The 23333-nt window shown below is 68.9% G+C and carries 22 protein-coding genes and 3 pseudogenes; 16 read left to right on the top strand and 9 right to left on the bottom strand.

Features of this window, described 5'->3' with window-relative positions:
• Positions 1 to 33 precede the first annotated feature (33 nt).
• The 3 genes from ACZ6O2_RS33065 to ACZ6O2_RS33055 are packed head-to-tail and all read right to left on the bottom strand — an operon-like array spanning position 34 to position 3827.
• Positions 34 to 1482 (bottom strand): MATE family efflux transporter, encoded by a 1449-nt coding sequence (locus tag ACZ6O2_RS33065; RefSeq protein ID WP_466025714.1) that lies wholly within the window; start codon positions 1480 to 1482, stop codon positions 34 to 36.
• Positions 1413 to 2663 carry a tetratricopeptide repeat protein gene (locus ACZ6O2_RS33060; protein ID WP_466025713.1) on the bottom strand — a complete coding sequence of 417 codons (1251 nt, stop codon included), beginning with the start codon at positions 2661 to 2663 and terminating at the stop codon, positions 1413 to 1415. Before ACZ6O2_RS33060 ends, ACZ6O2_RS33065 begins: the two co-directional genes overlap by 70 nt.
• A 3-nt stretch (positions 2664 to 2666) precedes the next feature.
• Complete coding sequence (locus ACZ6O2_RS33055; RefSeq protein ID WP_466025712.1) at positions 2667 to 3827, bottom strand: SagB/ThcOx family dehydrogenase; 1161 nt, start codon at positions 3825 to 3827, stop codon at positions 2667 to 2669.
• 680 nt (positions 3828 to 4507) lie between these two features.
• Between ACZ6O2_RS33055 and ACZ6O2_RS33050 the strand changes: the two genes are divergently transcribed.
• The 7 genes from ACZ6O2_RS33050 to ACZ6O2_RS33020 all read left to right on the top strand — a co-directional run bounded on the left by ACZ6O2_RS33050 (position 4508) and on the right by ACZ6O2_RS33020 (position 9716).
• The gene (locus ACZ6O2_RS33050; protein ID WP_466025711.1) at positions 4508 to 5629 is read left to right on the top strand and encodes an ArsR/SmtB family transcription factor; all 1122 of its coding nucleotides are present in this window, start codon (positions 4508 to 4510) and stop codon (positions 5627 to 5629) included.
• A gap of 145 nt (positions 5630 to 5774) precedes the next feature.
• Positions 5775 to 6005: a recombinase family protein gene (locus ACZ6O2_RS33045; RefSeq protein WP_466025710.1), complete on the top strand. Its 231-nt coding sequence runs from the start codon at positions 5775 to 5777 to the stop codon at positions 6003 to 6005.
• Positions 6006 to 6294: 289 nt separating this feature from the next.
• Positions 6295 to 6843, top strand: a complete 549-nt coding sequence (locus ACZ6O2_RS33040) for a dihydrofolate reductase family protein (protein ID WP_466025709.1) — start codon at positions 6295 to 6297, stop codon at positions 6841 to 6843.
• Positions 6844 to 6857: 14 nt separating this feature from the next.
• Positions 6858 to 7202, top strand: coding sequence for a DUF1801 domain-containing protein (locus ACZ6O2_RS33035; protein ID WP_466025708.1), 345 nt, complete (start codon positions 6858 to 6860; stop codon positions 7200 to 7202).
• A 28-nt stretch (positions 7203 to 7230) separates the two neighbouring features.
• On the top strand, positions 7231 to 7656 hold the full coding sequence (locus ACZ6O2_RS33030; protein WP_466025707.1) for a YciI family protein: 426 nt from the start codon (positions 7231 to 7233) through the stop codon (positions 7654 to 7656).
• Positions 7657 to 7669: 13 nt separating this feature from the next.
• On the top strand, positions 7670 to 8956 hold the full coding sequence (locus ACZ6O2_RS33025) for an RNA polymerase sigma factor (protein WP_466025706.1): 1287 nt from the start codon (positions 7670 to 7672) through the stop codon (positions 8954 to 8956).
• A gap of 100 nt (positions 8957 to 9056) precedes the next feature.
• A complete protein-coding gene (locus ACZ6O2_RS33020; protein ID WP_466025705.1) occupies positions 9057 to 9716 on the top strand; it encodes an IS3 family transposase in 660 nt (219 codons plus the stop codon).
• Positions 9717 to 10340: 624 nt separating this feature from the next.
• On the opposite strand, the pseudogene ACZ6O2_RS33015 reads toward ACZ6O2_RS33020, so the two are convergent.
• A pseudogene (locus tag ACZ6O2_RS33015) lies at positions 10341 to 11156 on the bottom strand (IS5 family transposase).
• Between the two features lie 533 nt (positions 11157 to 11689).
• Here ACZ6O2_RS33015 and ACZ6O2_RS33010 point away from each other — a divergent pair.
• Positions 11690 to 12475, top strand: a complete 786-nt coding sequence (locus ACZ6O2_RS33010) for a transcriptional regulator (RefSeq protein WP_466025704.1) — start codon at positions 11690 to 11692, stop codon at positions 12473 to 12475.
• Complete coding sequence (locus ACZ6O2_RS33005) at positions 12472 to 12741, top strand: integrase core domain-containing protein (RefSeq protein WP_466025703.1); 270 nt, start codon at positions 12472 to 12474, stop codon at positions 12739 to 12741. The genes ACZ6O2_RS33010 and ACZ6O2_RS33005 overlap by 4 nt, the downstream gene beginning before the upstream one ends.
• Positions 12742 to 12854: 113 nt before the next feature.
• Here the strand turns inward: ACZ6O2_RS33005 and ACZ6O2_RS33000 are convergent, their stop codons facing one another.
• The 3 genes from ACZ6O2_RS33000 to ACZ6O2_RS32990 form a co-directional block, all read right to left on the bottom strand.
• The gene (locus ACZ6O2_RS33000; RefSeq protein WP_350709652.1) at positions 12855 to 13229 is read right to left on the bottom strand and encodes a hypothetical protein; all 375 of its coding nucleotides are present in this window, start codon (positions 13227 to 13229) and stop codon (positions 12855 to 12857) included.
• Positions 13230 to 13653: 424 nt separating this feature from the next.
• Positions 13654 to 14133, bottom strand: a complete 480-nt coding sequence (locus tag ACZ6O2_RS32995) for a hypothetical protein (RefSeq protein WP_466025702.1) — start codon at positions 14131 to 14133, stop codon at positions 13654 to 13656.
• A gap of 408 nt (positions 14134 to 14541) precedes the next feature.
• The gene (locus ACZ6O2_RS32990; protein ID WP_466025701.1) at positions 14542 to 15498 is read right to left on the bottom strand and encodes a DUF4034 domain-containing protein; all 957 of its coding nucleotides are present in this window, start codon (positions 15496 to 15498) and stop codon (positions 14542 to 14544) included.
• A 165-nt stretch (positions 15499 to 15663) separates the two neighbouring features.
• On the opposite strand from ACZ6O2_RS32990, the pseudogene ACZ6O2_RS32985 reads away from it, so the two are divergent.
• The 7 genes and pseudogenes from ACZ6O2_RS32985 to ACZ6O2_RS32955 form a co-directional block, all read left to right on the top strand.
• Positions 15664 to 16118 (top strand): annotated as a pseudogene (locus tag ACZ6O2_RS32985) (transposase family protein); the annotation flags it as partial.
• A gap of 88 nt (positions 16119 to 16206) precedes the next feature.
• On the top strand, positions 16207 to 16461 hold the full coding sequence (locus ACZ6O2_RS32980) for a hypothetical protein (RefSeq protein WP_466025700.1): 255 nt from the start codon (positions 16207 to 16209) through the stop codon (positions 16459 to 16461).
• A gap of 315 nt (positions 16462 to 16776) precedes the next feature.
• Positions 16777 to 17733, top strand: a complete 957-nt coding sequence (locus ACZ6O2_RS32975) for a sulfotransferase family protein (RefSeq protein WP_466025699.1) — start codon at positions 16777 to 16779, stop codon at positions 17731 to 17733.
• A gap of 128 nt (positions 17734 to 17861) precedes the next feature.
• Positions 17862 to 18275 (top strand): hypothetical protein, encoded by a 414-nt coding sequence (locus tag ACZ6O2_RS32970; RefSeq protein WP_466025698.1) that lies wholly within the window; start codon positions 17862 to 17864, stop codon positions 18273 to 18275.
• A 160-nt stretch (positions 18276 to 18435) separates the two neighbouring features.
• Positions 18436 to 19956 carry a DUF4419 domain-containing protein gene (locus tag ACZ6O2_RS32965; RefSeq protein ID WP_466025697.1) on the top strand — a complete coding sequence of 507 codons (1521 nt, stop codon included), beginning with the start codon at positions 18436 to 18438 and terminating at the stop codon, positions 19954 to 19956.
• 329 nt (positions 19957 to 20285) lie between these two features.
• A protein-coding gene (locus ACZ6O2_RS32960) for an IS5 family transposase (RefSeq protein WP_466025696.1) occupies positions 20286 to 21091 on the top strand; the annotation gives its coding sequence in 2 pieces (ribosomal slippage) (positions 20286 to 20621 and positions 20624 to 21091; 804 coding nt in all).
• 47 nt (positions 21092 to 21138) lie between these two features.
• A pseudogene (locus tag ACZ6O2_RS32955) lies at positions 21139 to 21279 on the top strand (ISAs1 family transposase); the annotation flags it as partial.
• A 30-nt stretch (positions 21280 to 21309) separates the two neighbouring features.
• Here ACZ6O2_RS32955 and ACZ6O2_RS32950 read toward each other — a convergent pair.
• Positions 21310 to 22185 carry a TrmH family RNA methyltransferase gene (locus tag ACZ6O2_RS32950; RefSeq protein ID WP_466025721.1) on the bottom strand — a complete coding sequence of 292 codons (876 nt, stop codon included), beginning with the start codon at positions 22183 to 22185 and terminating at the stop codon, positions 21310 to 21312.
• 2 nt (positions 22186 to 22187) lie between these two features.
• Positions 22188 to 22988, bottom strand: coding sequence for a phytanoyl-CoA dioxygenase family protein (locus ACZ6O2_RS32945; RefSeq protein WP_466025695.1), 801 nt, complete (start codon positions 22986 to 22988; stop codon positions 22188 to 22190).
• Positions 22989 to 23333: the final 345 nt, after the last annotated feature.

Below are 23333 nucleotides of genomic sequence, written 5' to 3'. Positions count from 1 at the left end.
CGCACGCGCCTCGCTTCCTCTTCCGGTGAATATTCAGGTGGCCGACGAGGCCGCGACGGGTGCCGGCCGGTGCTCGGGCACCGCGGCCCGCAGGGCGCGTCGAGCGAGGACCTCACTAACGACGCCGCGCACCAGCCAGTAGCTGACGACGCCGCCGAAGGCGCCGGTGACTCCGAGGTCCAGCACGTCGGCGCAGAGCCAGCCGATCGGCACCTGCACGCAGCCGGCGGCCAGCAGGTTGGCGTACATGTCCCAGCGGGTCCTGCCGAGCGCGCGCAGCGCGCTCACGTGGCCGAGCGTGAAGGCGATCAGCGGCAGGCACAGCCCGACCACGCGAATTGCCGAACCGGCTTCGTGCCGCACCTGCTCGAACGAAGTGAACAGCGCGCCGATCGCGTCCGGCCAGACAACCAACAGCACGGCCGGCGGAAGCGCGGCCACGAACAGGACACGCTGACCGGCCCGCCACAGCCCGCGGGCCCCTTGACCGTCCCGTGCGCCGAGCGCACGGCCGACGAGTAGCCGCGTGCCCGAGCTGAACGCGCTGAGCACCCCGTAGGCCACGATCATGACCTGGAACGCGATGCGGCCGCCGCCGATCGCGCTCGCGCCGACCTGCGCCACGATGGCGAAGAAGACCGCGGTTGCGAGGTAGTCGAGGGCCATCGACATGATCGGTGGCCACGACAGTCGGGGTACCGAGGTGTCGAAGTCCACCGTCGGTGCCGGCCCCGCCCGGCGGACCGTGTCGACCAGACGCAGCCGCGTCGCCACGAGGCCGACGAAGACCACGCCGACCGCCCAGGACACGGTGGTGGCGATCCCGGAGCCGGTCGCGCCCAGCCGGGGAAACGGCCCGACTCCGTAGATGAGCAGCCAGTCGAGGCCGAGGTTGACCAGATTCACCAGAAGCGCAGCGATCATCGTGTACCGGGGGCGCTTGTAGGCGTTGATGACGGCGGTGACGAGGTTGTACGGCACGAGCAGGATCAGGGTCGGGCTGACCGCCAGCAGGTAGTCTCCGCCGACGCGTGCCAGCGGCGACGAGCCCGCGGCGACGAGCCCGGAGAGCGGACCACCGAACGCCGCAACCAACGCGGCGCAGACGACCGCGATCGCGCCTCCGAAGATCGCGGTGGTGCGGGCCGAGGCACGGATGCCGCCCGGCTCACCGGCGCCGGCGAAACGGGCGGTCAGTATCTGATGACCGACCATCGAGGCGAGCACGACGTTGGCGAGGATGTCGAACACCGCCGAGGCGGCAGCGACTGCGGCGACCTCGGTCGCGCCGTAGTGACCGATCATCGCCGTGTCGACGACACTGGACATGGTCGCCGCGACCGCACCCACCAGCATCGGCGTGCCGAGCCCGAGGATCGCACGCGTCGGGGATTCGCCGCGTGCCCGGCCGGTCATGCCCGCTCCCCCGCCGCGACCAGATACTCGCGCGGCTCCCGGGCGGTCGTGTCCAGTTCCAGGCAACGGCCCATCGCGTCGACTGCGGCGGCGCGGTCGCCGAGCCGGTCGTGGCACTGCGCGGCGCGGTACCAGCCCGTCGCGCCCGCGGTGGTGCCCAACTCGCCCGCACGGGTGTAGAGCCGCGCCGCGGTTGCCCAGTCCCCCGCGACCGTGTGGCCGTCGCCGGCCACCAACAACGCCTCGACGCAGTACGGGTCGAGCCGTTCGAGTTCCTCGGCCCACGCCCGCACTTCGCGATGGGTCTCCTCCTCGTCGACCCGGAACGTCGACTTGATCTCCGACTCGATGAGAATGCGCCGGTTCTCAGCCACAATCGACCGACTGACCTCGTCGCCGGGTGCCTCCGCGGCCATCGCCCCGTGGGCCTCCCACGCCAGCCGCAACTGCTCTCGCATCGCCGCCGGCCGGTGTTCGGCGATGCGCAGCAGGGCCACCGCCCGGTGCAGGCGGCTTCGGGCGAGGTGGCCGTGCCAGCCGGTGGCGGCCGGGGCCGCTCGCCGCCCTGCTTGTTCGAAGCGTCGCGCCAGCGCCACGTCGTGCAGGTTGCGGATCGCCTGCCCCACTCCCTGCGCCGCGGCGAGCACGGCGAGCCCGGCATCGTGCCGGTTGGCGGTCAACTCCTCGAACACCGGCATCGCCTCGGCGCTGCGATCGGGCAACCGGGACAACACCCGTGCCGTCTGGTAGGCGTAGTGGTCCTGGCCGGGTTCGCCGGTCGGGGCCACCGGGCCGGTCAGCCGACGCGCGTAGTAGCAGAACGTCAACTGGGCCAACTGGAACACCACCAGCGCCCGGGTGTACGGGCCGAGTCCGGCGAACGCGTCGAGCGTGTCGACCAGTTGTCGCCATGCCGGCGTGCGCAGCCGCTCGGGAAGCTGACCGGGTTCGCGCACGTCGTACTCACCCAGCCCCGCGTGCCGAACCACCTGGCTGCGCAGGCCGTTCACGCCTATCCGGGAGAACCATACGACCCGGCCGGGCTGCGGGTCGGCGATCCAGCCCACGACCGGCTCGATCATCGCGAGCCGCATCGGCGCCCGCCGTACGGGTGTCAGGTCGATGAGCGGCCGCCAGTACAGCGCCATCCGGTTCACGTCGATGCCCGGGGCGTCGGCCACTCGCGGACAACCGCCCCGTGGGTCGATGCGGGTGTAGCGACGCCGCAGTTCAGTCCCGACGGGCATGGTTCACCTTCCCGTTCGCGCGGCCACTGGGCCGGTCGACGATCCGGCCGCGGCTCCGTCGGCGAGCGCCACGGTGAGCATGTACCCCTCGCGCATGCCGTCCAGTCCCAACGCGCGCTCCACCCGAGCCGCCTCGTCGCTGTAGAACACCCGTGCCGTGACCCCGACCGCCCGGGCGGACATGCGCAGCGTCGCGGTCAGGTGCCCGACGTCCATGTGGACGGTCCGGAACGTGCGTGGCTCGCGGTACCGGTACATGTTTCGCTCGAACGTGCTGGTGAACACGACCAAGGCACGCAGCGGGAAGGGAAACCGGCTCGTCGACTCGCGGAACGTGCTGGTCAGGTCAGCGTCGTCGGGCCCCGGACGGTCCAGCCGGCGCAGGCTGAAAGGCGACATCGTGACGTGGTACCAGCCTCGCTCGATGCCTTGAACGTCGTGGACGACCAGGTAGCCCTCGGACGGGTGCCGGGCTCCGCCGGACGGGCTGCTGCGGCGCAGCAGCGGCGCGGCGTCGGTCCGTGGGAACCGCACGGAGGTCTGCCCGAACGTGAGCGAGAGGATCATCGCGAGCCGCCGCGCGTCCAGGATCTCCGCGCCCGGCGTGTCGTCCCACAACACATCCAACGTCCCGGTCGGCATGTCGGCGCTCGGCTTCGGCAGGTCGACTCCGGGCTGTGCCACATATTCGACCTTGACCCGGTCGGCATCCGGCTCGTGGCTCTGGAACAGCCGCATGATCTGCTGATCGGTGGCGATCGCCCGCTGCCCGTCTGAGTAGTCCAGACACGGGTAGTCATAGGTGAGAGCGTGGTACTCGGCCGCCTCGTGCCACCCACGCCGGCTCCACTCCTCGCGCAACCGCACGAGCCAGACGACCCGCGGGTCCTCCCGGTTGTCGGCCGGGTCGACGAGCAGCCCGATTCGTCGCAGCGAGTCGACGACGTGCCCCCAGAACTGTGGTGTCCGCCGTTGCCCGTCGTAGGTGGCGACGCGGTCGGCGAGACCGTCCCGGTCCGTCCGCGCGGCCGCCGCGACGAGCAGCGCCGCCGCTTCCACGGACAGTCGATAGCGTTTGCGGTCCAACAGGTGTTCCGCCACCCAGTGGTCGCACAACGCGGAGGGTGGAATAATCCGCACCGCGGCATTCAGCGTGACCTGCATTTCACTCCCTTCTGATGACATGCCTCGATATCTACCGGTCGCTATTCCACCGGTCCGCGCCGATGTGACCGGTGACAATTCGAGGCGTCGCGGCGCCGGCGGTGGTAACACCGGCGCCGCGACGCGGACGGCGCAGCTGGACGACGGATCAGTAGTAGTCCATCTGCAGGAGCATGATGTCGTAGGCGAGGGACTCCTCGACGACGTCACGCTGCTCCTGGTCCTCCTGCTCGATCTCGAGAACCCGCGTCTCATCCATGGTGATCACCTCCTCTCGTGAAGCTCGTCGCTTCGGGACCGGCCGCGAAGGCCGAGCCGGTCCCCGCCTGGGAGCCACACGACAACGCGGTGCCGCATGGCAGGACCCCCGCTGCCGCCCACCGACCGGGAACGCCAGATGATTGGTTTCCCGAGCCGTGGCAAGAAAGCTTTCTGACACCCGCAATTTGCCGAATGATGACGATTTACTGCGATCAGATAAATCGTCCTGGGCTATCGAAGATGCTGCGGAGCAACCCTTCTCGACCGATTGATGCGACCGCCGTCAATCAACAGTGTTCGGGGCCGAGGCCGGGAGGGGCAACGCCTTTCGGTGCTGACCGAAGGATGACGTTGACGACCAGCCAACAGATCGACCGGATAGGATGCGATCAACGGCCGAGGCGAGCACCGGAGGGGCGATGATCCGACTCCATCTCACTGCGGAAGACCTCGCCAGGGTCCGGCTGGCCAAGGGCTGGGGACCGCTGGCAGAGACGTACTTCAGCCTCACCCGGCTACGCCGGGAGCCACCGGGCACCCTCGGCGGCTGGGCGGCGCGGGTGGGTCGGATGTCCTCCGGATTGCTGCACCCGTGCGCCTCGCTGTTCGACGGTGGGCGACTCGACCTGTTCACCCTCACCGGTCCCGCCGGCTCGATCGAGGAAGGGCTGGCGGCGCTACTCGAGGTGCGACCGAAGCACTTCCGGGCGGAGATCGCCGCCGCGAGGGCCGCCGCGGCCGGGCACAGCAACCGGCGCCGCGGGTTCGCCGATGCGGGCGACCCGGCGGGGGACAGAAACGACCGGCAGCGGCTGGCCGCCTTCATCCACGACCATTACCGCGTCGCGGTGGCGCCACACTGGGCCCAGATCGACGCCAGGTTGAGCGCGCAGCACCTCACGCTCGCCCAACTGCTCGCCGCTCGGGGAGTGGACGGCCTGCTGGCCGGACTCGCGCCATTCGCACGTTGGCGGCCACCCGTACTCGAACTGGGTTCCGGCCCGACGGTCAACGACATGACACTCGGCGGTCGTGGGCTGCTGCTCGTACCATCGGTGTTCTTCGACGTGCAGCCGCCGGTGTGGCTTAGCGGCGTGGACGACCAGGCACCGCTGGTGCTCTTCCTGCCGGCGGCGCGGGGGGCGGGCGATCTGGCCACCATCCTGGCCGGGCCGACCAAGGTGGACCGCCTGGTCGCGTTGGCCCGGCTGCTCGGTCGCACCAGGGCCAACGCGCTGGACAGCATCGGTGCCGGGCCGTGCACCACGGGTGAGCTCGCCCGTCAACTCGACGTCTCCCCGGCCAACGCGAGTGAGCACGCCACCGTGCTCCGCGAAGCAGGCCTGATCGCCACCCTCCGGCGTGGTCGGGCCGTACGGCATCACGTGACGGCGCTGGGTGAACAGTTGCTCTCGGGCGTGCTTCCACCGCCTTCCGTTCGGTCAAGCGCTGACATGCACTTGGCCGACCGCCCTGGTCCCCTGAGCTACGAGGGCGCGAGGGCGCCAGTCTCGCGGCCTGCGCCGGCGCGACCGGCATGACCTGCTCGAACGTTCGCGCCTTCTACGCCCCGGTGTACGGCGGCAGGCCGTCTCGGTGTGCGACTGTCGGGCGCAAGCCCGGAACCCGCACGACGCCGCGGCCGGCGATCCGGCCGATCCTTCCACCAGCTCAACGGGTGGAAGCGTGCCCGCCGGCCGTGGCGGTCCGGAATCCAGCGCCGGCACGGGCGGCGGGGCCCGGTCCCGCCGCGCCGGGGCGCAGAACCTCACCTTCACCGGCGAGGAATCGCCGATGGCCACCCTGCTGCTGTCGGTCATGGGCGCCTTCGCCGAGTTCGAGCGCGCCCTGATCCTCGAACGCCAGCGCGAGGGCATCGCCGCGGCCAAACAACGCGGCACCACAGCTTCAACATAGGCCATCGCAGTCATGTGGCCTCAGCGGGACTGGTCTGCCCTGATATGCGACCGCCTACCGTCGCCCCATGCGGTGGTCCGCGTCTCTCGAGCCCGCGGCGAGGGGCGAGGCGAGGTCGGCGGTCCATGCGGAGGAGCGCGATCGCGACACCGAGCAGCGAGGAATCGAGGGCCGTGTCGGACGACGCGGAGAATGAAAGATTCTTTGGGCTCTGATGTCGAAACGGCGCGCTGTCGCGCGAAGGACGGGTGCGGGCCGGAAAAGCCGGCCCACCACCAGGGGAGACCCGATGCGACGCATCATCGCTTCGACCTACACCACTGTCGACGGCTTCATCGACAACCCCCACGAGTGGTCGCTGGCATACAACGACCCGGCGGCCATGCGGTACGCCCTGGACCTGACGCTCAACGCCGACGCGCTGATCCTGGGCCGCATCACCTACGAGGGCATGGCGCAGGCGTGGCCCAACATGGGCGGCAACCCGTACGCCGACCACGTCAACGCTATGCACAAGTATGTCGTCGCTTCCCAGCCGGTCGACACCAGCGCCTGGAACCCGACGACCGTCATCGCCGGCGCCGAGCTGCTGACCGCTGTCAAGGCACTCAAGGAGAACGATGGCACTGACATCCTGATCTGGGGCAACGGCCGGTTGACCGATGCACTCGCGACGGCCGGCCTCCTCGACGAGTACAAAATCTGGACCTACCCGGTCCTCAAGGGCAGTGGCGAGCCGCTGTTCCGCGCCGAGAGTCGAACCGGCCTCCAGCACTTCGAGACCACCACCTTCGAGTCCGGGGTAGTCGTGTCGACCTACCGCGCCACCACCGCCTGAACAGGAGCACCGAGATGAGCCAGGACGTCACCGATTACCTCGCCAAGACCAAGCCGTGGCAGCAGGACCTGTGCGCGACGCTGCGCCAGACCGTTCTCGACACCGTCCCCGGCGTCGAGGAGGTCATCCAGTACGGCAAGCCGCACTTCAACCTCGCCGGCCAGAACACCGCAGTGCTGCACGTGGCCGCCGCCAAGGTCTCGTTCATGGTGTTCGGTGCTGGTGAGGTCGACCCGGTGCCGGGCGTGCTGCGGTCGATGGGCAACGGCGACCGCAAGGTCGTCGACCTCGCCGAGGGCGACACGGTCGACACCGACTTCATCGCCGGCCTGCTGCGCCGGACCACCGGCCTGGACTGAGACCAGATCAACCGAGAGGATCTTTCTCATGCGTGTGATGGTGATGACCAAGGGCGATGCCGCCGACGAGGGCAACGGCGAGCCGACGACCGAGATGTTCGAGAAGATGCGGGTCTTCAACGAGCAACTCGTCAACGCCGGCATCATGCTCGGCGGCGAGGGACTCCAGCCCAGCGCCGTCGGGGCGAGGGTCGCGTTCTCGACAGCGGGCACGACGGTGGTCGACGGCCCGTTCACCGAGTCCAAAGAGGTGATCGCGGGCTACTGGATCTGGGAGGTCAGCTCGCTGGCCGAGGCGATCGAGTGGGCGAAGAGGTGTCCGTTCGACCCGTCCTTCGGCGACTCGCAGATCCTGGAGATCCGGCCGTTGTTCGACATGGCCGACTTCGCCCAGACTGTCGACGCTGACGCGCTCGCCAAGAGCGAGCAGTTGCTCGACCCGACCTCGGACTGAACCGGACCCGGCCATGGACCTGCGCAAGTCGGTCGAGGCGCTGTGGCGGATCGAGGCGCCCCAGTTGATCGCGACACTCGCCCGCCGGATCGGGAGCCTCGACATCGCCGAGGATCTTGCGTCCGAGGCGTTCGTGTCGGCACTGGAGCAGTGGCCAGCTGACGGCATCCCGCCGAAGCCGGGTGCCTGGCTGATGAAGACCGCCTGGCACAAGGCGATCGACCGCGCCCGGCGCGAGGAGACGGCCCGCAAGAAGGCGCCGCTCCTCGTTGCCGGGCACGAGGGCGAACTGGCCGATGTCGCGGACGAGGCACTCGATCCGATCCCGGACGACCTGCTCACCATGGTGTTCACCACGTGCCATCCCGTGCTCTCACCCGAATCCCGGGTCGCGCTCACACTGAGGCTCTTCGGCGGACTGACGACCGACGAGGTCGCCCGTGCTTTCCTCGTGCCCACTGCGACGATCGGGCAGCGAATCTCACGCGCCAAGCGGACCCTGGCCGAGGCACGGGTGCCGATCCAGGCCCCGGCAGCCGAGGAACTCCCCGAACGCCTGCGCGCGGTGCTGGATGTGCTCTACGCGATCTTCAACGAGGGCTATTCGGCCTCGTCAGGCACGAACCTCGTCCGCGCCAACCTCGCCGTCGAGGCGATGCGGATGGGACGGGTCCTCGCAGGACTCTCCCCGACCGAGCCCGAAGTGTTCGGACTGGTCGCCCTCATGGAGCTGCAGGCCTCCCGCTTCCGAACCCGTGTCGACGCTGCCGGCATCCCGGTCCGGCTCGAGGACCAGGACCGCCGGCTCTGGGACCGCACGCTGATCGAGCACGGCCTCAGCATGCTCGACCGCGCTTTCGACCTGGCCCGGCCCCTCGGCGTGTTTTCGCTTCAAGCCGCCATCTCCGCATGCCACGCCCGCGCGGCGACGTTCGCAGTCACCGACTGGGTCGCCATCCTCGCGCTCTACGACGCCCTCACCCAGATCACCCGGTCACCCGTCGTGGAGCTCAACCGCGCGGTCGCCGTACTCCACGTCGACGGACCCGAAGCCGCACTCGCCACCACCCGACCACTGCTCGCCGACCGCCGGATGGCCGGCTACCACCTGCTGGGCGCGGTGCGCGGGGACATCCTCACCCGGCTCGGCCGCTACGCCGAGGCCGCAGCCGAACTGGAACGCGCGGCCGAACTCGCACCGACCAAACAGGAACGGCAACTCCTTCTCAGTCGCATGGCGCAGGCGCTCGCCCTCCGTAACGTCGGCGGCCAGTCCAGCAAGGATCCACCAGCGGAGTGAACCGGAAACGCGCCCGACAGCATCTCCTCGACGGGGCCGCCGACACGACTTCGTCGACTCCCAAAAGGCCGAACACGGTGTCCAGCCGGTCCTGCAGGCGTTGGAAGACACGCCGGCACAGATCGCACCGTCGACCTACTACGCCGCCAAGGCCCGTCCGGCCTCGGCCCGGCCGCGGCGCGATGAGGAGCTGACCGCGATGATCGAGCAGGCCCACGCAGCTAACTACGGCGTCTACGGCGCCCGCAAGATCTGGCACGAGCTGCGCCGGCAAGGGGTGCGGGTGGCCCGGTGCACGGTCGAGCGGCTGATGCGTGAGTCCGGGCTCCGGGGGCTGCGGGTTGAGGTGCGGCGGCTGCGTGAGGACAGCCAGCGGCTGCAGGTGGAGAACGCTGAGCTGACGCGTCGGCTGGGGTTGAGCTCGACGAACTCTTCCAAGCCGCCGTCATCTGATGGGTTGGGCAGGCAGACGCCGAAGCCGAAGGGTGGGGGATCTGGTCGGCGTCGGGGTAAGCAGCCGCGGTCATCGGGGTCAACGCTGGCGTTGGTGGCGGAGCCGGATCGCATGGTGGTGCACCGGCCGCAGCGGTGTGTGAACCCGGCCTGCGGTGCGGATCTTGATGACGGCGTGGAGTTCACCCGTCAGCGACGGCAGGTGTTCGAACTGCCGGAGTCAAGATCGTGGTCACCGAGCATCAACTCGTGGCGGTGTTGTGCCGGTGTGGGCCGGTCAGCGAGGCGGCGCCGCCGGTGGGGGTGAACGGCCGCGCCCAGTACGGGCCGGGTGTGAAGACCGCGGCGGTGTATGGGCGTGGGGCGCCGCCACCATCCATCACACACAACCACCAACGGCTACGTCATGGAGTGACCCCCGAATGTTCACGACCAGTGAAGGTGGGCTATGCGCGAAAGCAGGTTCAGTACCGACGATCTCCCTCAAGCCGACCGGTGGTCGAGCTGGAACGAGTTCGGCAACGGCACTCACTACTCGACACGAATGCGCACCGATGATCCGGAAACTTCCAGGGCTCGATGCGTATGCTCGACCTCGGTTCATCGAGGTGCGGATTGCCGGATCATTTTCGGGGTCCGGAACACCTCGAGCGGCTGTAGGTGAGGGTGGACCTCGACCTTCACCAGCTTGTACTTCACCTGCGCGGAGATCGGCGTCTCCCAGTCCGGCCGCGAGAGCAGCGTGAGTTCCCGAAACCTGATTCTCTATGACACCTCACGGCCCTTCCACTCCTGGGCGGCAACCGCACGAGGCGCCGTCGTCAGCTGCATGGTCGTCTTGATCCCACAGAAGCTGATCCCCCTCCGATCACAGGTTCTCGACCCGCTCAACGCCACGCCCCTACCAGCACGGCATGGCCTCGGTGCACTGTTAAGAGCGTGTCTCAGGTGGTGAGTTGAGGTAGCGCTTGTGGCAGGTAAGTGCGGCGGCGAGGGTGACGAACGCGCAGTACAGGCTGGCCGAGCGTTCGTAACGCATGGTCAGTCGGCGATAGCCGGTGAACCAGGCGAAGCTCCTTTCGATCACCCACCGGTGCCGCCCGAGTCGGTGAGGATTCGATGCCTCGGCGGGCGATTCGAGGGCGGATGCCGCGGGCGCGGAGCATGCGGCGCAGGTGGGGGTAGTCGTAGCCTTTGTCGGCGTGCAGCTTGTCGGGCCGTCGGCGGCGAGGTCCGCGCCTGGAGCGCACGGCAGGGATGGCCTGGATGAGGGACTCCAGGCAGAGGCTGTCGTGGGTGTTCGCAGCGGACACCCCAACGGACAGGGGCAGGCCGTTGCGGTCGGACAGGGCGTGGATCTTGCTGCCGGGCTTGCCCCTGTCTACCGGGCTGGGGCCGGTCAGGTCGCCCCCCTTTTCGCCCGCACCGACGCCGCGTCGGCGGTGGCCCGGGACCAGTCGATCAGCCCCTTGGCGCCGAGCTGGTCCAGCGTCGCGACGTGCAACCTGCGCCACAGGCCGGCCTTGGTCCAGGCGACGAACCGGCGGTGCGCGGTGGCCTTGGACACCCCGAACCCCGGCGGCAGGTGCCGCCACGCGCAGCCGGTCGTCAGCACGTACACGATTGCGGCGAACACGGCCCGAGCCTCGATCGGCGGCGTGCCCCCACCCTGCGGGCGTCGCGGCGGCGGCGGGATCAACGGGGCGGCAAGGTCCCACAACTCGTCCGGCACCCACTGCGAGATCAACCGTTCGTCCACAGTAGAAGTGATCTACCACCAAGGTCAGCTGACCGCCACCTGAGACGCGCTCTAACGCTGGCCCGAACGAGAGGCGGCCAGGCACTGGTGATGCCGTACATGTAGACCCGTTCGCGACCCCGCGAATCGGTGTAGTTGATCTGATAACCCCAGCTGCGGCCCCGGTACCTGTTGCTGTTGCGGTTGCTCGACGAGCCCTTGGAACGGGCCGGTGGCCGACCCGCGATCTTCTTGATCCGCTTGTTCCGGGCAGCCGTCCTGGCCGCGGCGCGCTGCGCCAGCCGTTTCGCCACGTATCGGGCTGCCAACCGACCGCCGATACCGACGAGGATGGGCACACACCGGGCGACGCTGTACCTGCCGAGAAGGGCATCCGTGCAGGTCGCCGGCCCTCTTGACGTCCAGGCCCGACCTTAGTCTGATCGGGGGCGCCGCCCGTACCCATCGTCACCGATGACTGCGCGATGGTGCCGACTCATGCTGCTGCGACTGCCTACCCGGGCATCACGAACGCGTTTACGTTGCTGCGACTGCTGCCTGGTGGCGACCGCGACAAGGACATCGAGATCCTGTCGTTGCGTCACCAGCTTGCGGTGTTGCAGCGCCAACTCGGCGGGCAACGGGTCCGGTTCGAGCCGGTCGATCGGGCATGGCTGGCCGCGCTGCTGCACCCGCTGCTGAGGACGACCCTGCGGCGCCTACGGCTGCTGGCCCAGCCCGACACGATCCTCAAGTGGCACCGTGACCTGATCGCCCGCCGCCACGCCGCGCTGTCGCGGCCCAGGCGGCGCGCCCGACCCCGCACGCTACGGTCGATCCGGGCCCTGGTGCTGCGCCTGGCGAGGGAGAACACCAGTTGGGGCTATCGGAGGGTGCACGGCGAACTGCTCACGCTCGGGATCACGGTCGCCCCGTCCACCGTCTGGGAGATCCTGCGCAAGGCCGGGATCGACCCCACCCCCAACCGGACCGCCACCACCTGGACAGACTTCCTGCGCTCCCAAGCCGAAGCACTGCTGGCCACAGACTTCATCGAGACCGTGACGCTGACCGGAGCCCGGATGTACTTCCTGGCGGTGATCGAACACGCCAGCCGCCGCATCCGCGTCCTGGGCGTCACGTCGCACCCGACCGCCGCCTGGGTCGGCCAGGCCGCACGCAACCTCGTGATGGATCTCGAAGACACCGGCGGGAAAGTCGGATACCTGATCCGGGACCGGGACGGCAAATATCTGGCGCTGTTCGACGCGATCCTGGCCGACCCGGCGTCAAGGTCGTGCTCAGCGGCGTCCAGGTACCCCGGATGAACGCGATCATGGAACGGTGGGTGCGGACCTGCCGCCGCGAACTGCTGGACCGCACGCTGATCTGGAACCATCGACATCTGCTACATGCGCTGCGGGAGTACGAGCGGTTCTACAACCTAAACCGACCGCATCAGGGGATCGCGAACCTCCGGCCGCTGAAGCCGCTCCCCGAACCGATCACCGACCCGGACCAACTCGTCCGGCTGAACATCCACCGGCGCGACCGCCTCGGTGGTGTCCTTCACGAATACGAGCACGCCGCCTGAGCTGCCCAAATGGCATTCTCAGCAGGTACAAGATCAGTGCGACCTGTTCGCTCGTGCACGTCCACACGGTGTCGACCCAGGCCGGGGCCGACCTGCGGGTGCCGAACCGAGCCTCACCGCGGCCGCCCCAGCACCCGCCAGTAATCGCCGGCCGGGTCCCGGGCGGCCAACCAACGCTCGGCGTCCGCCCGCGGCGGCAGCACGTCGAGCAGCAGCTCGTGCAGCCGGATCGCGCGCGGCGCCCGCTCCAGCACCCACGCGTCGACCGCCGCGACGGCGCCGACCTCGGCCGGCTCGCGGCGCAGCAGCGCGGTGTGGTCGAGGTCGGTGGCGATCCGCAGGCCGGCGCCCTCGGCGAACACCGAGAACACGACGGTGCGCTCCCCCGCACCGACGGCGAGCGTCACGTCGAACACCAGCACATCGTCGCCGTCCGGCACGGGCAGCAGACCGGCCGCCGGCACGAGGTAATGCACCGCGAACGTCACCTTCGCATGATCCCCCACCCCTGAAAGTGGTCAACCGTCTCCTCCCCAGCCCCGCCGGGAAGCACGATTCCTCGGCCCACATCGGCAGGCGGCCGCGTACCGCTACATCGCCGAAGGCATCGCGGTCCTGGCCGCGCAACGACCTGACCTACACGACGCCCTGCGCCGGGCCGCCGACGACGACTGGACGTTCGTCATTTTCGACGAGAACTGGTCGACAGCGACCGGCTGGCCGAGACGACCACCAGCGTCAAAGGCAGCACGATCGACGCCTGGCACTCCGGAAGCACCGCGATTTCGGCGCCAACATCCAAGCGGTCATGATTCCGGACCGACTTCCGAGGCGATACCCGGCCATCTGCACGACCTGAGCTGCGCCCGGGACCTCGGCGTGACCGTCGCCCTGAGTTGGTCCGCCGCGCACCTAGGCCGTGGTCGCAAGGGCGAGTCCCGTCACGGCGGTGGCGGGTCGAACGCCCACAGAGATCAGGGAGGATGCGGTGCGGCGGAAGCGTCGGTTGTGCAATCCGAACACCAGCAGCACCGCGCCCAGCGGCAACAGCAGGGTAGGCACGGTGTAGCCAGCTGGTGTGCGCTCGATCCAGGTTCGTTCCGGCTGCAGGAGCAGATCCGGCCGGGTGATCAGGCTCGTTTGCACGACATCGGGATCGGCGCTGGCAGAACCAGGACCTCCACGGCCTGCCCAGTCCTGGACAGCGGTGGTGAACGCGGCAACGACCGCGCTCGCGTCTCCCGCCGACCACAGCAGGAGGGGTTGGGCGCCCAGTAGCTGGAACCCGTCGGTGAGTTTTGGGTCGAGGTCAGCCCACGTACCGGGCGCGACCAGGAGGTTCGTGGTGTGCGCGTAGCGGTCGTCCGCGGTGCCCACAACCTGCAGCGTCACCGCGCCACCCAGCACGTGCAACGCCGAGCCCGGGGACGCGGAGACGTCCTGCGGCTCGGTTATCACCACCTCGCCGGGGCGGGTCGGCCACCGTCCGGATGACAACGCGTAGCGGGCGGGGTACGGGCGCGACTGCCAGTCGTTCTGAGGAACGAAGCTGGCATATCGATGCGGGATCAGTCGCGACAGATGGTGACGGCATCCGCAACGCGACCACTCTGCTGAGCCGGCATTCGCTTGACCTAATCCGGCCAAGCGTGAATAGACAAGATCAAAACGCTTAGACCAACATCCGACGCCCCAGCCGGGAGCCTCGCTGTCTGCCTTACCCGTCCGCGATACTGTCGACGCCGGAGGCCGGGACGCGCCGGAAATGCGCTGGGGACGCCACGGTCACCGCCTGGATCGTCAGCTACGGTTCGCGGTCACATAGTCGCGGGAGGCGGTGAACTTCTCGACCGGGTCGCCGAGGATCTGCCACGGCCACTCGGTAACCAAGCCGTCCAGCAGCGCGAACGCGTGCCCGGCCGCGTCGAACTCGTCGGCCAGTTCCAAGGCCATCGCGAAGGCCGCCACCCGGGGTGCCCAGCCGGGGCCGGCGGGAATGTAATCCGGGTGAAAGATCGAGTTGTCCGCCGCGGTGAGAAGCTCGGCACGGACCTCGTCCGAGACGATGTACTCGTTGCCCTCCTCTCGTTCCAGGGCGTTCCACTTTTCGATGTGGGCGACGGCCACCAGTTCGTGCAGGAGGCTGTTCGGTCCGGCCGCCGTTGCGGCGCTCCGGGCGAAGTCGAACATCTCCTCGTGACTACCGGACCATTTTGCACACAGATACTGCAACCGCTGCTCGTGCGCGACCACGTGTCCCGGGTGTAGTCGAGTCACCGCCTCGAAGCGCTGCCGGGCCTCCGCCGACCCCACGCCCAGGCCTCGTGAACTGGTGACCAGCCATGCCCGCGCGGTCACGTTATCCGGTTCGCGGGCGAGTACCCTTTGCAACAACGCCTCGGCGTGGTGCAACCGCTCATGGAAACCCTTGAACTGGGCAGCAGTGGTGTATTTCGCCCGCTTGCCGCCGCGTGCCTCCCACGCCCAGTGCACGGCGTGACAGCCGGCGACCAGCACGGGCAGAGTCGACTCAGGCTCGGCGTCGATCCAATCGCCGACCCAGTCCTGAATCCCGTCGACCCCGCCGACCGCCTCCATCAGGAAGGCCATCTCGTCCGGATCGGCCGCCATGTCGAGCAGTTCCCGGGCGAACTTCCACTTGCGCTTCTCCAGCGCCCGAATCAAGGCCTTCCGGTGCGGGTCACCATAAGTCGGGTCCAGGACCGGATCCTTTGGTCGCTTCGTGAACGGCCACATGCAACCCAACCCCCATGTCGTGCGCCGTGCCGGCCGCCGATACTAGATGATCAGGTTCGGCCGCAACTGACCGGTGCCGACGTCGCCGTGAGGCCGGGCACGCATTGTCGGCAGCTACTTGTTTACTTGGTTCTACGACCCGCGCCCGGCCAGGCTGGGTCGACGATCGACCGGGTCGCCGACCAGCGGCCCTACTACTCCAGCTAGCACAAGCGCCACGGGGTAAACGTGCAGGTCCTGGTCGGTGCCGCCGGTCGGCTGATCCGGGCCACACCTGCACTGCCCGGCGCGGTCCACGACCTCACTGCGGCGCGCACCCACGGTCTGATCGAGGCGTTGACCAGTAACAACGTGCTGACGTTCGCGAGCGAGGGCCACCCGGGCGCACACGGCACCGTCTGGACCCCGCTCAAACGCCGCCGCACCCGCCTGTCCCGCCGTCAGAAACAGGTCAACCGGCACCACGCCAAGTCCGAGCCCTCGGCGAACGCGCCATCTCCACCCTCAAGACCTGGAAAATCCTGACCAAACTACGCTGCTGCCCCCGCCGGGCCACCGAGATCGCGCAGGCCATCCTCGTCCTCCAAGCCGCCGCCGAAGGCGCCCGCTACCGACGATGAAGATGACTCCATAGACGCTGGTCAAAGCTTTCCTAATATGGTCCCTGCCGTTCGGCAAAATCTCCCTATCCCCCGTCAGGAGACAGACTTGATCAGGCTTTCGCTTTCGCTGGTCGCAGCGGCTTTTCTCGGCCTTTCCGCCGTGGCCGCACCCGCGCAGGCCGCCCCGGCACCGGCCCACGCGGTGGCGCAATCCGACCTCGGCATTCAGGTCGCCCCCACCGGCTGCACGACGTGGGTGCAGTGGGTGCAGGAGGGCAGCAACAGTCACTTCCACACCGACCTGGACTTCCTCGCCTGGTCTGAGCGTTGGTTGGACTTCACCCCTGGCCGGACATCGTGATCTGACCTGGCTCGCAGACCAGATGGCCGGCGACGAAGCACCGCTCGTGGCCGTGCCGTTCTCGCGGCGCGCCTGTTTAGCCCCGGCAGAGCGCGCGAAATCGCGCAAGCGTGCCGGGCCGCAGAGGTCGGTGCCGCCGTGTTTCGTAAACCCGCTCACGGAACATCAACGAGCCGTCCTCGGCGACATGTTCGGGTGCTTCGTGACCAGCGGCGAGGACCTCCTCGGCGCGGCGGGTGCGGGTCCGGCCCGTAGCAGCGGGTGAAGGGGATAAATGGCTTGCACAGGCGCCGGGCTGAGAGTTGGCTGCTCGCCATGCCTTCCCCTTCACCGATCTTCGTCGCGGGTACGGGTCGTTCGGGAACGTCACGGATCGCCGACATCATCGGCGAACATCCGCTGATCCATCGGATTCCCATGGAGACCCGGTTTCTCATCGACCCGGGTGGCTTGCGGGACCTGGCCGACGCGCTCACCGATCGATACGACCCCACCGTCGGTGAGGACGCCCTGCACCGGCTGAGCGACTTCCTCACCGTACGGGTGCCGGGCCGGCGCGACGATCGCGGCAAAACCGTTCCCGAGTTGGTCGGCGAGCAGCGCTACCGGGACGCGGTGCAACAGCTCTGGCCGCAGTTGGTCGCGTACACATACGACGAACCTGCGCCCGCGGAAGGCTTCGGGAACGCCGACCGGCCCGCCGGGCCGTTCGAGCCGCTGAGCCGCCGGCGGGTACTTCCCAGGTATTTCAGCGACCGGGACGAACTGCTCGGAATCTTGCGGGGCCTGATCGACACCCTGTTCGGCGGAGCAGCCGCCGACGCGGGCAAGCCGACCTGGTGCGAGAAGACACCGTTCAACCTCCTGTGCATGGAGTTCCTCTGGGAACTGGTCCCCGAAGCGACCATCGTGCACATCAAGCGTCACCCGGTCTCAGTGCTCGCATCCCACCTGGCCCAGCCATGGGCACCGCCCACCGTCGACGGCGCGCTCGCCTACCTCAAGCCGGTCTACCACCGATGGCTCACCTGGAAGAACACGGTCGACCTCACGGGCAGGCGATACATCGAGGTGAAAGCAGAAGATCTCGCAGCCGACTGGCCCGGCCAGCGCCGCGCCCTGTTCGAACGGCTCGACGTCGACGACTACGCCACCCCTTCAACGTTTCAGTCGCACAAGCTGACGAACCGCAACAACCAATTCGACGACGAAACCCGCGAGTTCATCGAAGACGCACTCGGCAAGATCATCCCGGCCATGGGATACGAGTGACGACTCTGGCTCTCTACCTTGACGACGCCGCGTCGCGCCCCTCGAACGCCCGGTGAACGCTGCTTCAGCCGAACCGCATCGCAGGCCACTCGATCCTAACTTTCCGGCCGTCTCTTGAGCCCGCGCTTATGGGCGGGTGCACGCTGCGGGACCAGTCGGGCCGGCGGGCGGAGTGGGCGGAGCTGAAGCTCTGGCTGCTGCGGCAGGGACGGGCCCGGGTTGTGTTCAGCGAAGCCGACAGCGCCGAGAAGCTGGCGTACTTCGCGGCGGATATGCGCCGCTCGGGGGTCGCGTTGGCCGTGCTGCCGTCGGCTGACGACATCGTCCGGGCCTGCCTGGACGCCATCCCAGCCGGTCTGAACGAGGTAGCCGCACTCGCCGACCGGCAACACCTGAACGATCTCGACCGCACGCAGATGCGCCACTCCCGGCAGGCAAAGAGTCTGGTCAGCGCAGCCCAGTGGCACCTGGACCGTGTCCAAAATCAGCACCTCGCCGCCCACCTGCGCGAGTGGATTGCCATCAAGCCGCGCCTCGTATAGCAGCCGGCCTCACCCCAAGAAGCACACGCACACCCTCGGCCGATACATGGGCATCGGCACGGCAACCCACTACACCGAGAACGGCCAGCCCGACGACAGGAACATGATGGGTACTTCGTAGCGGAATCGCGCTCGGGCGAGCAGGCGTTAGAGTCGCGCAATGGTGACCTTCCGGGTCGACGAGGTGACACCCGCAGCCGAGGGCCTGCCCACCCGGCCGCTCGGCGAACTGTTCGGGGATGCGCTGGTGTTCGGCGGTGATCCGGCGTTGCCGGTGCTCGTGCCGGACGGGGTGCATCCGCTGCTCGACGCTGTCGGGCGCGCGTTCGCCGACCATCGCCCGCTGGTGTTGTCCCCCGACGCGGTGTGGTTGACCATCGCGCAGGGGGTCGCCCAACACATCCGGCTCCACGCCGAGGAGCTGCGCCCCCGGTTGGTGGGCCACGCCGGCCGCAAGCGGCTCACCGTGACCGTCGACGGGCCAATGCCGCAATACGCGGCTTCCTGGCAGGACGTGGTGGAGTCATTCCACAAGCTGCTCGCTGCCGAGATCAGCGACGCGGACGTATTCGAGTGTGACTTCTCCACCAGCACCGAGGTCGACCGGCTCGCGGGACGAGTTGTCCTGCTCGACGCCTACTCGCCGTACTTCTCGCTGTGGCTGGTGTGCGTGTGCGGCATCCCGTCGATCACGTTGACCGGCACCGTGGCGGACTGGCAGAAGCTCCGCGCACGGGTGGACGCGATCGCCGGGTTCGGCCTGGAGACATGGTGCCGGTCGCTCGCGCCGATCGCTGACCAGTTCGTTCGAGCCGCGGCGGGCGAGGTGGACGTGGCGTTCTGGCGGCGGATCTACAACCCGGTCGACGCATACGGCGGTGAGGTGGTCACCGGCTGGGCGGCGCGCCTGTACCCGTACCTTCGCGGTGAAGGGGTCGTGGACCAGCCGAACCCGCTACTGGACCTGCCCATCGACGAGCCGCGCGACGCGACCATCAACGGCCGCGGCTTCTACAACGGTGCCGGCATCCGCACCGATCAGGTGCCTGCGACGTTGTCGCGAGTGACCGTCAACGTCAACGATCGGGTGGCGGGCGACAACCGGGCGGTGGCCCTGCACGCCGGCCTGGTCGGCGTAGCCGAGGACGACGACGGTGGACTGCGGCCGGTGGCAGGCTGGTACCTCGCGCCGACGGCGGTGGAGATCGACGACGTGATCGACCGAATCGTGCAAGACCACGAGACCACCCCGCCGCAGCCCATGAGCCTGTTCGTCGCGCCCGCCGAGGTCGTGGCGCTCTACCGGCGCGTCGGCTCCGCCAGGCTGTTCCAGACGTGGCGGCTGCTGCCGGTGGCCGAGCATCGCACGGTCTACCGGGGCCACGAGGAGCAGTCGCTCCTGACGATCATCGACCTTGCCGACGGCAGGAGCATCTGCGCGGCCCTCGACGACGAATCGGAGTCGACCCACTGGGTCCTCTGCCGCGTCCAGGAGGTGACGGCCGAACGGTCCGACGAGTTCGACGCCGTCTTCCGCCTGGTCGACAAGCCCGCCCACGTCCCGGTGTACGGCACCTCGCTCGCGCGGCTGCTCGACGCCGCCCTCGACTCCGATGGCGACATCGCCCACCTGGAAACCGGCCGGCTCAATCAACTGGACCGGCCACCGGCTAATCCGTGACATGCCATTCGCAAATCGGCACGACCGGCCGAGTCTGGACGCAGCCCGAGGTCGGATGAGGATGTTGAGGGCTGGCCGGCCGGGCCAGCCGTGGCCGATGATCGACGTCATGATCGGCATGGCCCAGTTGTCGACGCTGTGGGACCAACGGTGGCCGAGGTGCTCCAAGCTGCCCTACGAGCGTCGAGGGACCCAGGACCGGTTCCACGCCTTGCCCAACTCGAAGCGCTACCCTGCCACTGAGGCCGAGTACGGCATCGTTTTAGAGCGTGTCTCAGGTGGCGGTCGGCTGACCTTGGTGGTAGATCACTTCTACTGTGGACGAGCGGTTGATCTCTGAGTGGGTGCCTGACGAGCTGTGGAGCCTGGCCAGACCGTTGGTTCCGCCGCCGCCTCGACGTCCGCAGGGCGGAGGTACACCGCCGATCGATGCGCGGGCGGTGTTCGCCGCGATCGTGTACGTGTTGACCACTGGCTGCGCGTGGCGGCACCTGCCACCCGGGTTCGGAGTCTCCAAGGCCACCGCGCACCGCCGGTTCGTCGCCTGGACCCGGGCCGGGCTGAGGCGCAGGCTGCACGTCGCCGCCCTGGACCAGCTCGGCGCGAAGGGTTTGATCGACTGGTCGCGCGCCACCGCCGACGCGGCGTCGGTGCGGGCGAAAAGGGGGGCGACCTGACCGGCCCCAGCCCGGTCGACCGAGGCAAACCCGGCAGCAAGATCCACGCCCTGTCCGACCGCGACGGGCTGCCCCTGTCCGTCGGCGTGTCCGCCGCGAACACCCACGACAGCCGCTGCCTGGAATCCCTGATCCAGGCCGTCCCCGCCGTCCGCTCCCGACGCGGACCCCGCCGACGCCGCCCCGACAAGCTGCACGCCGACAAGGGCTACGACTACCCCCACCTGCGTCGCATGCTCCGCGCCCGCGGCATCCGACCCCGCATCGCCCGCCGCGGCATCGAGTCACCGAACCGCCTCGGCCGACACCGCTGGGTGATCGAGAGAACGTTCGCCTGGTTCACCGGCTACCGCCGACTGACCATCCGCTACGAACGCTCGGCCAGCCTCTACTGCGCGTTTGTCACCCTCGCCGCCGCACTCACCTGCCACAAGCGCTACCTCAAACTCACCACCTGAGACACGCTCTTAGCCGCCTAGCGGATGTCCGGCACCGACTGACCGTCGTGGTCACCGCAGCGGTGTGTGCCGTGGTGGCCGGCTACCGCTCGTACGCCGCGATCGCCGAATGGGTCGCCGACGTGCCGGCCACGACGGCTGTCGCTCTGGGCATGACTCCCGACCGGCACCCATCGGAGGCGATGATCCGTCAACTGCTGCAGGCCATGGACCCGCAGCTACTGTCCACGGCGATCGGTGTCTGGCTCGCCAGCCGGGCCACCGCCACCACCTCGACGACCGGCCAGGCTGCTGCTCCGCTGGCGTGCCGACTCGTAGAGCACTACGGTCGCGGCGGCCGCCGCGTTCAGGGAGCTGGCGGCCCCGGACATCGGGATCCGGACGAGCTGGTCGCAGGACTCCCGCCAGCCGACGCTGAGACCGGTGGTCTCGTTGCCGATCAGGAGCAGCGTGGGCTGCGTGAGGGCGTACTCGGCGGCATCCAGCGCGCCGTGCTCGGCGGCGCCCACGACGCCGATGCCGATGCCGTTGGCGCGAAGGTCGGCGACCCAGGACAGCACGGCCTGGGGTGAGGGCGCCCGGACCACGGGCAGAGCGAACAGCGAGCCGGTGCTCGCCCGCACCACCTTCGGGTCGTACACGTCGGCGGCATGGCCTGTGACGATCACGCCGGACGCGCCGAAGGCGTCCGCGGACCGGATGAGGGTCCCGATGTTGCCGGGGCTGGTGGGCCGGTCGAACACAACGGTGAGCATGGTCGGCCCGGCCGGGATGCGGCGCAGGTCGTCCTCCGGCAGCCCGACCACGGCCAGCAGCTCCGGAACCGCGTCCGCCTTGCCTCCCAGCTCGTGCATCAGTTCACGGGAGACGGCGAACTTCTCGGCCCGGACCGTGTCCAGGGCCTCACGTGCCCAGCCGGACAGCTGAACGTCGGTGTCGTAGAGCAGCTCCCGGATCTGCCAGCCGTGTTCGATGGCCATGGCGATCGGGCGTACGCCCTGCACGAGGAACTCGCCGCGGCGCTGGCGCTTGGTCCGATTGCGCAGCAGAGCCTCCCACTGCTGGAATCGCGCGTTGCGGCCACTCACCCGCACCTTCACCGCCTCCCTCGCACGTCGGGGCCGGGGGTGTCCTGCCCGAGTCCTCGGCGGATCGCGATTTCCACGGGCGAGTACGCGCCGTCGGCCCGTTCCAGCTCGTACGGCGCGGCCGGCATCAGCGGCGGCTGGGCCATGAAGCGCGGCCGCGTCCCGTGGTGCGGTTGCGCCGCGTGCACCAGGAACGGATGGCACAGGAAGACATCGCCCGGGGACCCGGTGGCCAGGGCGAGTGGCCGGTGATCGGACGCCGCCACCAACTCGGGCGCTAGGTCCAGCCCGCTCGCCCCGTCCTCCCCGTACTTCTCCAGCACCTGCGGCACGTCGAGGTGTGAGCCGACGCGGATCCGGGTCGGGGCGTCCTCCTCGCCGACCTCGCTGAACAGGAACAGCATCAGCAGCGCCCGGCCCCGGGAGTACAGATTCGTGAAGTACCAGGTCGCGCCCTCCGGCAGGTAGCTGCCCTCGATGTGCCAGCCCGCGTCGTTCGGCTCCTCCCGGTGCGGGAAGCGCAACGGGAACGTGCCCAGCGAGTAGCGCGGCTCCCAGCGTCCCGCGCCGACGAGCAGGTCGTACGCGTGATGGAGGAACGGGGAGTTGGGTGCGGCGGCGAACGGCCCCTGCGCCATGCCGGGCACCCAGTGCACGGGCTGCGTCCACGTGGCGGGGTCGTCCGGGTCGCAGCCCGTCTCCCGCCACAGCAGCCGCGCGCAATCCGCGGCCACGCGCGGTGCGACGGCACCCGCCAACTTCACGAAGCCGTCGCGAAGGAACCGGGATACCAGGGTCGTGTCATCCATGGCCCCATCCTGCGGCGACACCGATCCCGATCACCCGACACTTTCCGCGCCGCTTCTGTCGGGTGTGCCGCAACAGCGCTCGGACACGATACGCAGGCACTGTCGCACCGCAGCACAGCTCAGGTTCCGCCCAACTGTCGAAGGGAGCGAACCCATGGAGACGCGCATCGTCGACCGTCCCGCGTTCCGGCTCGTGGGGCACGCTGCCCGGGTTCCGCTTATCCACCGAGGCGTCAACCCGTACATCCAGGGGACGTCTCGTAACCGGGTGAAGGCGTTGCCTGGGACGGGGTCGGCGGTCAGCCGGCGAGGATGATGTTGTGGAGGTTGGCGATGCCGGAAGCG

It is taken from the genome of Micromonospora sp. NPDC048040 (genome assembly GCF_055587185.1).
This window is presented reverse-complemented; position numbering and strand designations above follow the sequence as displayed.

What these genes read in the sequence shown, in the direction of transcription:
- ACZ6O2_RS32970 (WP_466025698.1), top strand. Translation starts at nt 17,862, where the DNA reads ATGGGCGGGTGCACGCTGCGGGACCAGTCGGGCCGGCGGGCGGAGTGG.
- ACZ6O2_RS32990 (WP_466025701.1), bottom strand. Translation starts at nt 15,498, where the DNA reads ATGTGGCCGTTCACGAAGCGACCAAAGGATCCGGTCCTGGACCCGACT.
- ACZ6O2_RS32975 (WP_466025699.1), top strand. Translation starts at nt 16,777, where the DNA reads ATGCCTTCCCCTTCACCGATCTTCGTCGCGGGTACGGGTCGTTCGGGA.
- ACZ6O2_RS33060 (WP_466025713.1), bottom strand. Translation starts at nt 2,663, where the DNA reads ATGCCCGTCGGGACTGAACTGCGGCGTCGCTACACCCGCATCGACCCA.
- ACZ6O2_RS33005 (WP_466025703.1), top strand. Translation starts at nt 12,472, where the DNA reads ATGAACGCGATCATGGAACGGTGGGTGCGGACCTGCCGCCGCGAACTG.
- ACZ6O2_RS33040 (WP_466025709.1), top strand. Translation starts at nt 6,295, where the DNA reads ATGCGACGCATCATCGCTTCGACCTACACCACTGTCGACGGCTTCATC.
- ACZ6O2_RS33055 (WP_466025712.1), bottom strand. Translation starts at nt 3,827, where the DNA reads ATGCAGGTCACGCTGAATGCCGCGGTGCGGATTATTCCACCCTCCGCG.
- ACZ6O2_RS33030 (WP_466025707.1), top strand. Translation starts at nt 7,231, where the DNA reads ATGCGTGTGATGGTGATGACCAAGGGCGATGCCGCCGACGAGGGCAAC.
- ACZ6O2_RS32965 (WP_466025697.1), top strand. Translation starts at nt 18,436, where the DNA reads ATGGTGACCTTCCGGGTCGACGAGGTGACACCCGCAGCCGAGGGCCTG.
- ACZ6O2_RS33035 (WP_466025708.1), top strand. Translation starts at nt 6,858, where the DNA reads ATGAGCCAGGACGTCACCGATTACCTCGCCAAGACCAAGCCGTGGCAG.
- ACZ6O2_RS32945 (WP_466025695.1), bottom strand. Translation starts at nt 22,988, where the DNA reads ATGGATGACACGACCCTGGTATCCCGGTTCCTTCGCGACGGCTTCGTG.
- ACZ6O2_RS33050 (WP_466025711.1), top strand. Translation starts at nt 4,508, where the DNA reads ATGATCCGACTCCATCTCACTGCGGAAGACCTCGCCAGGGTCCGGCTG.
- ACZ6O2_RS33025 (WP_466025706.1), top strand. Translation starts at nt 7,670, where the DNA reads ATGGACCTGCGCAAGTCGGTCGAGGCGCTGTGGCGGATCGAGGCGCCC.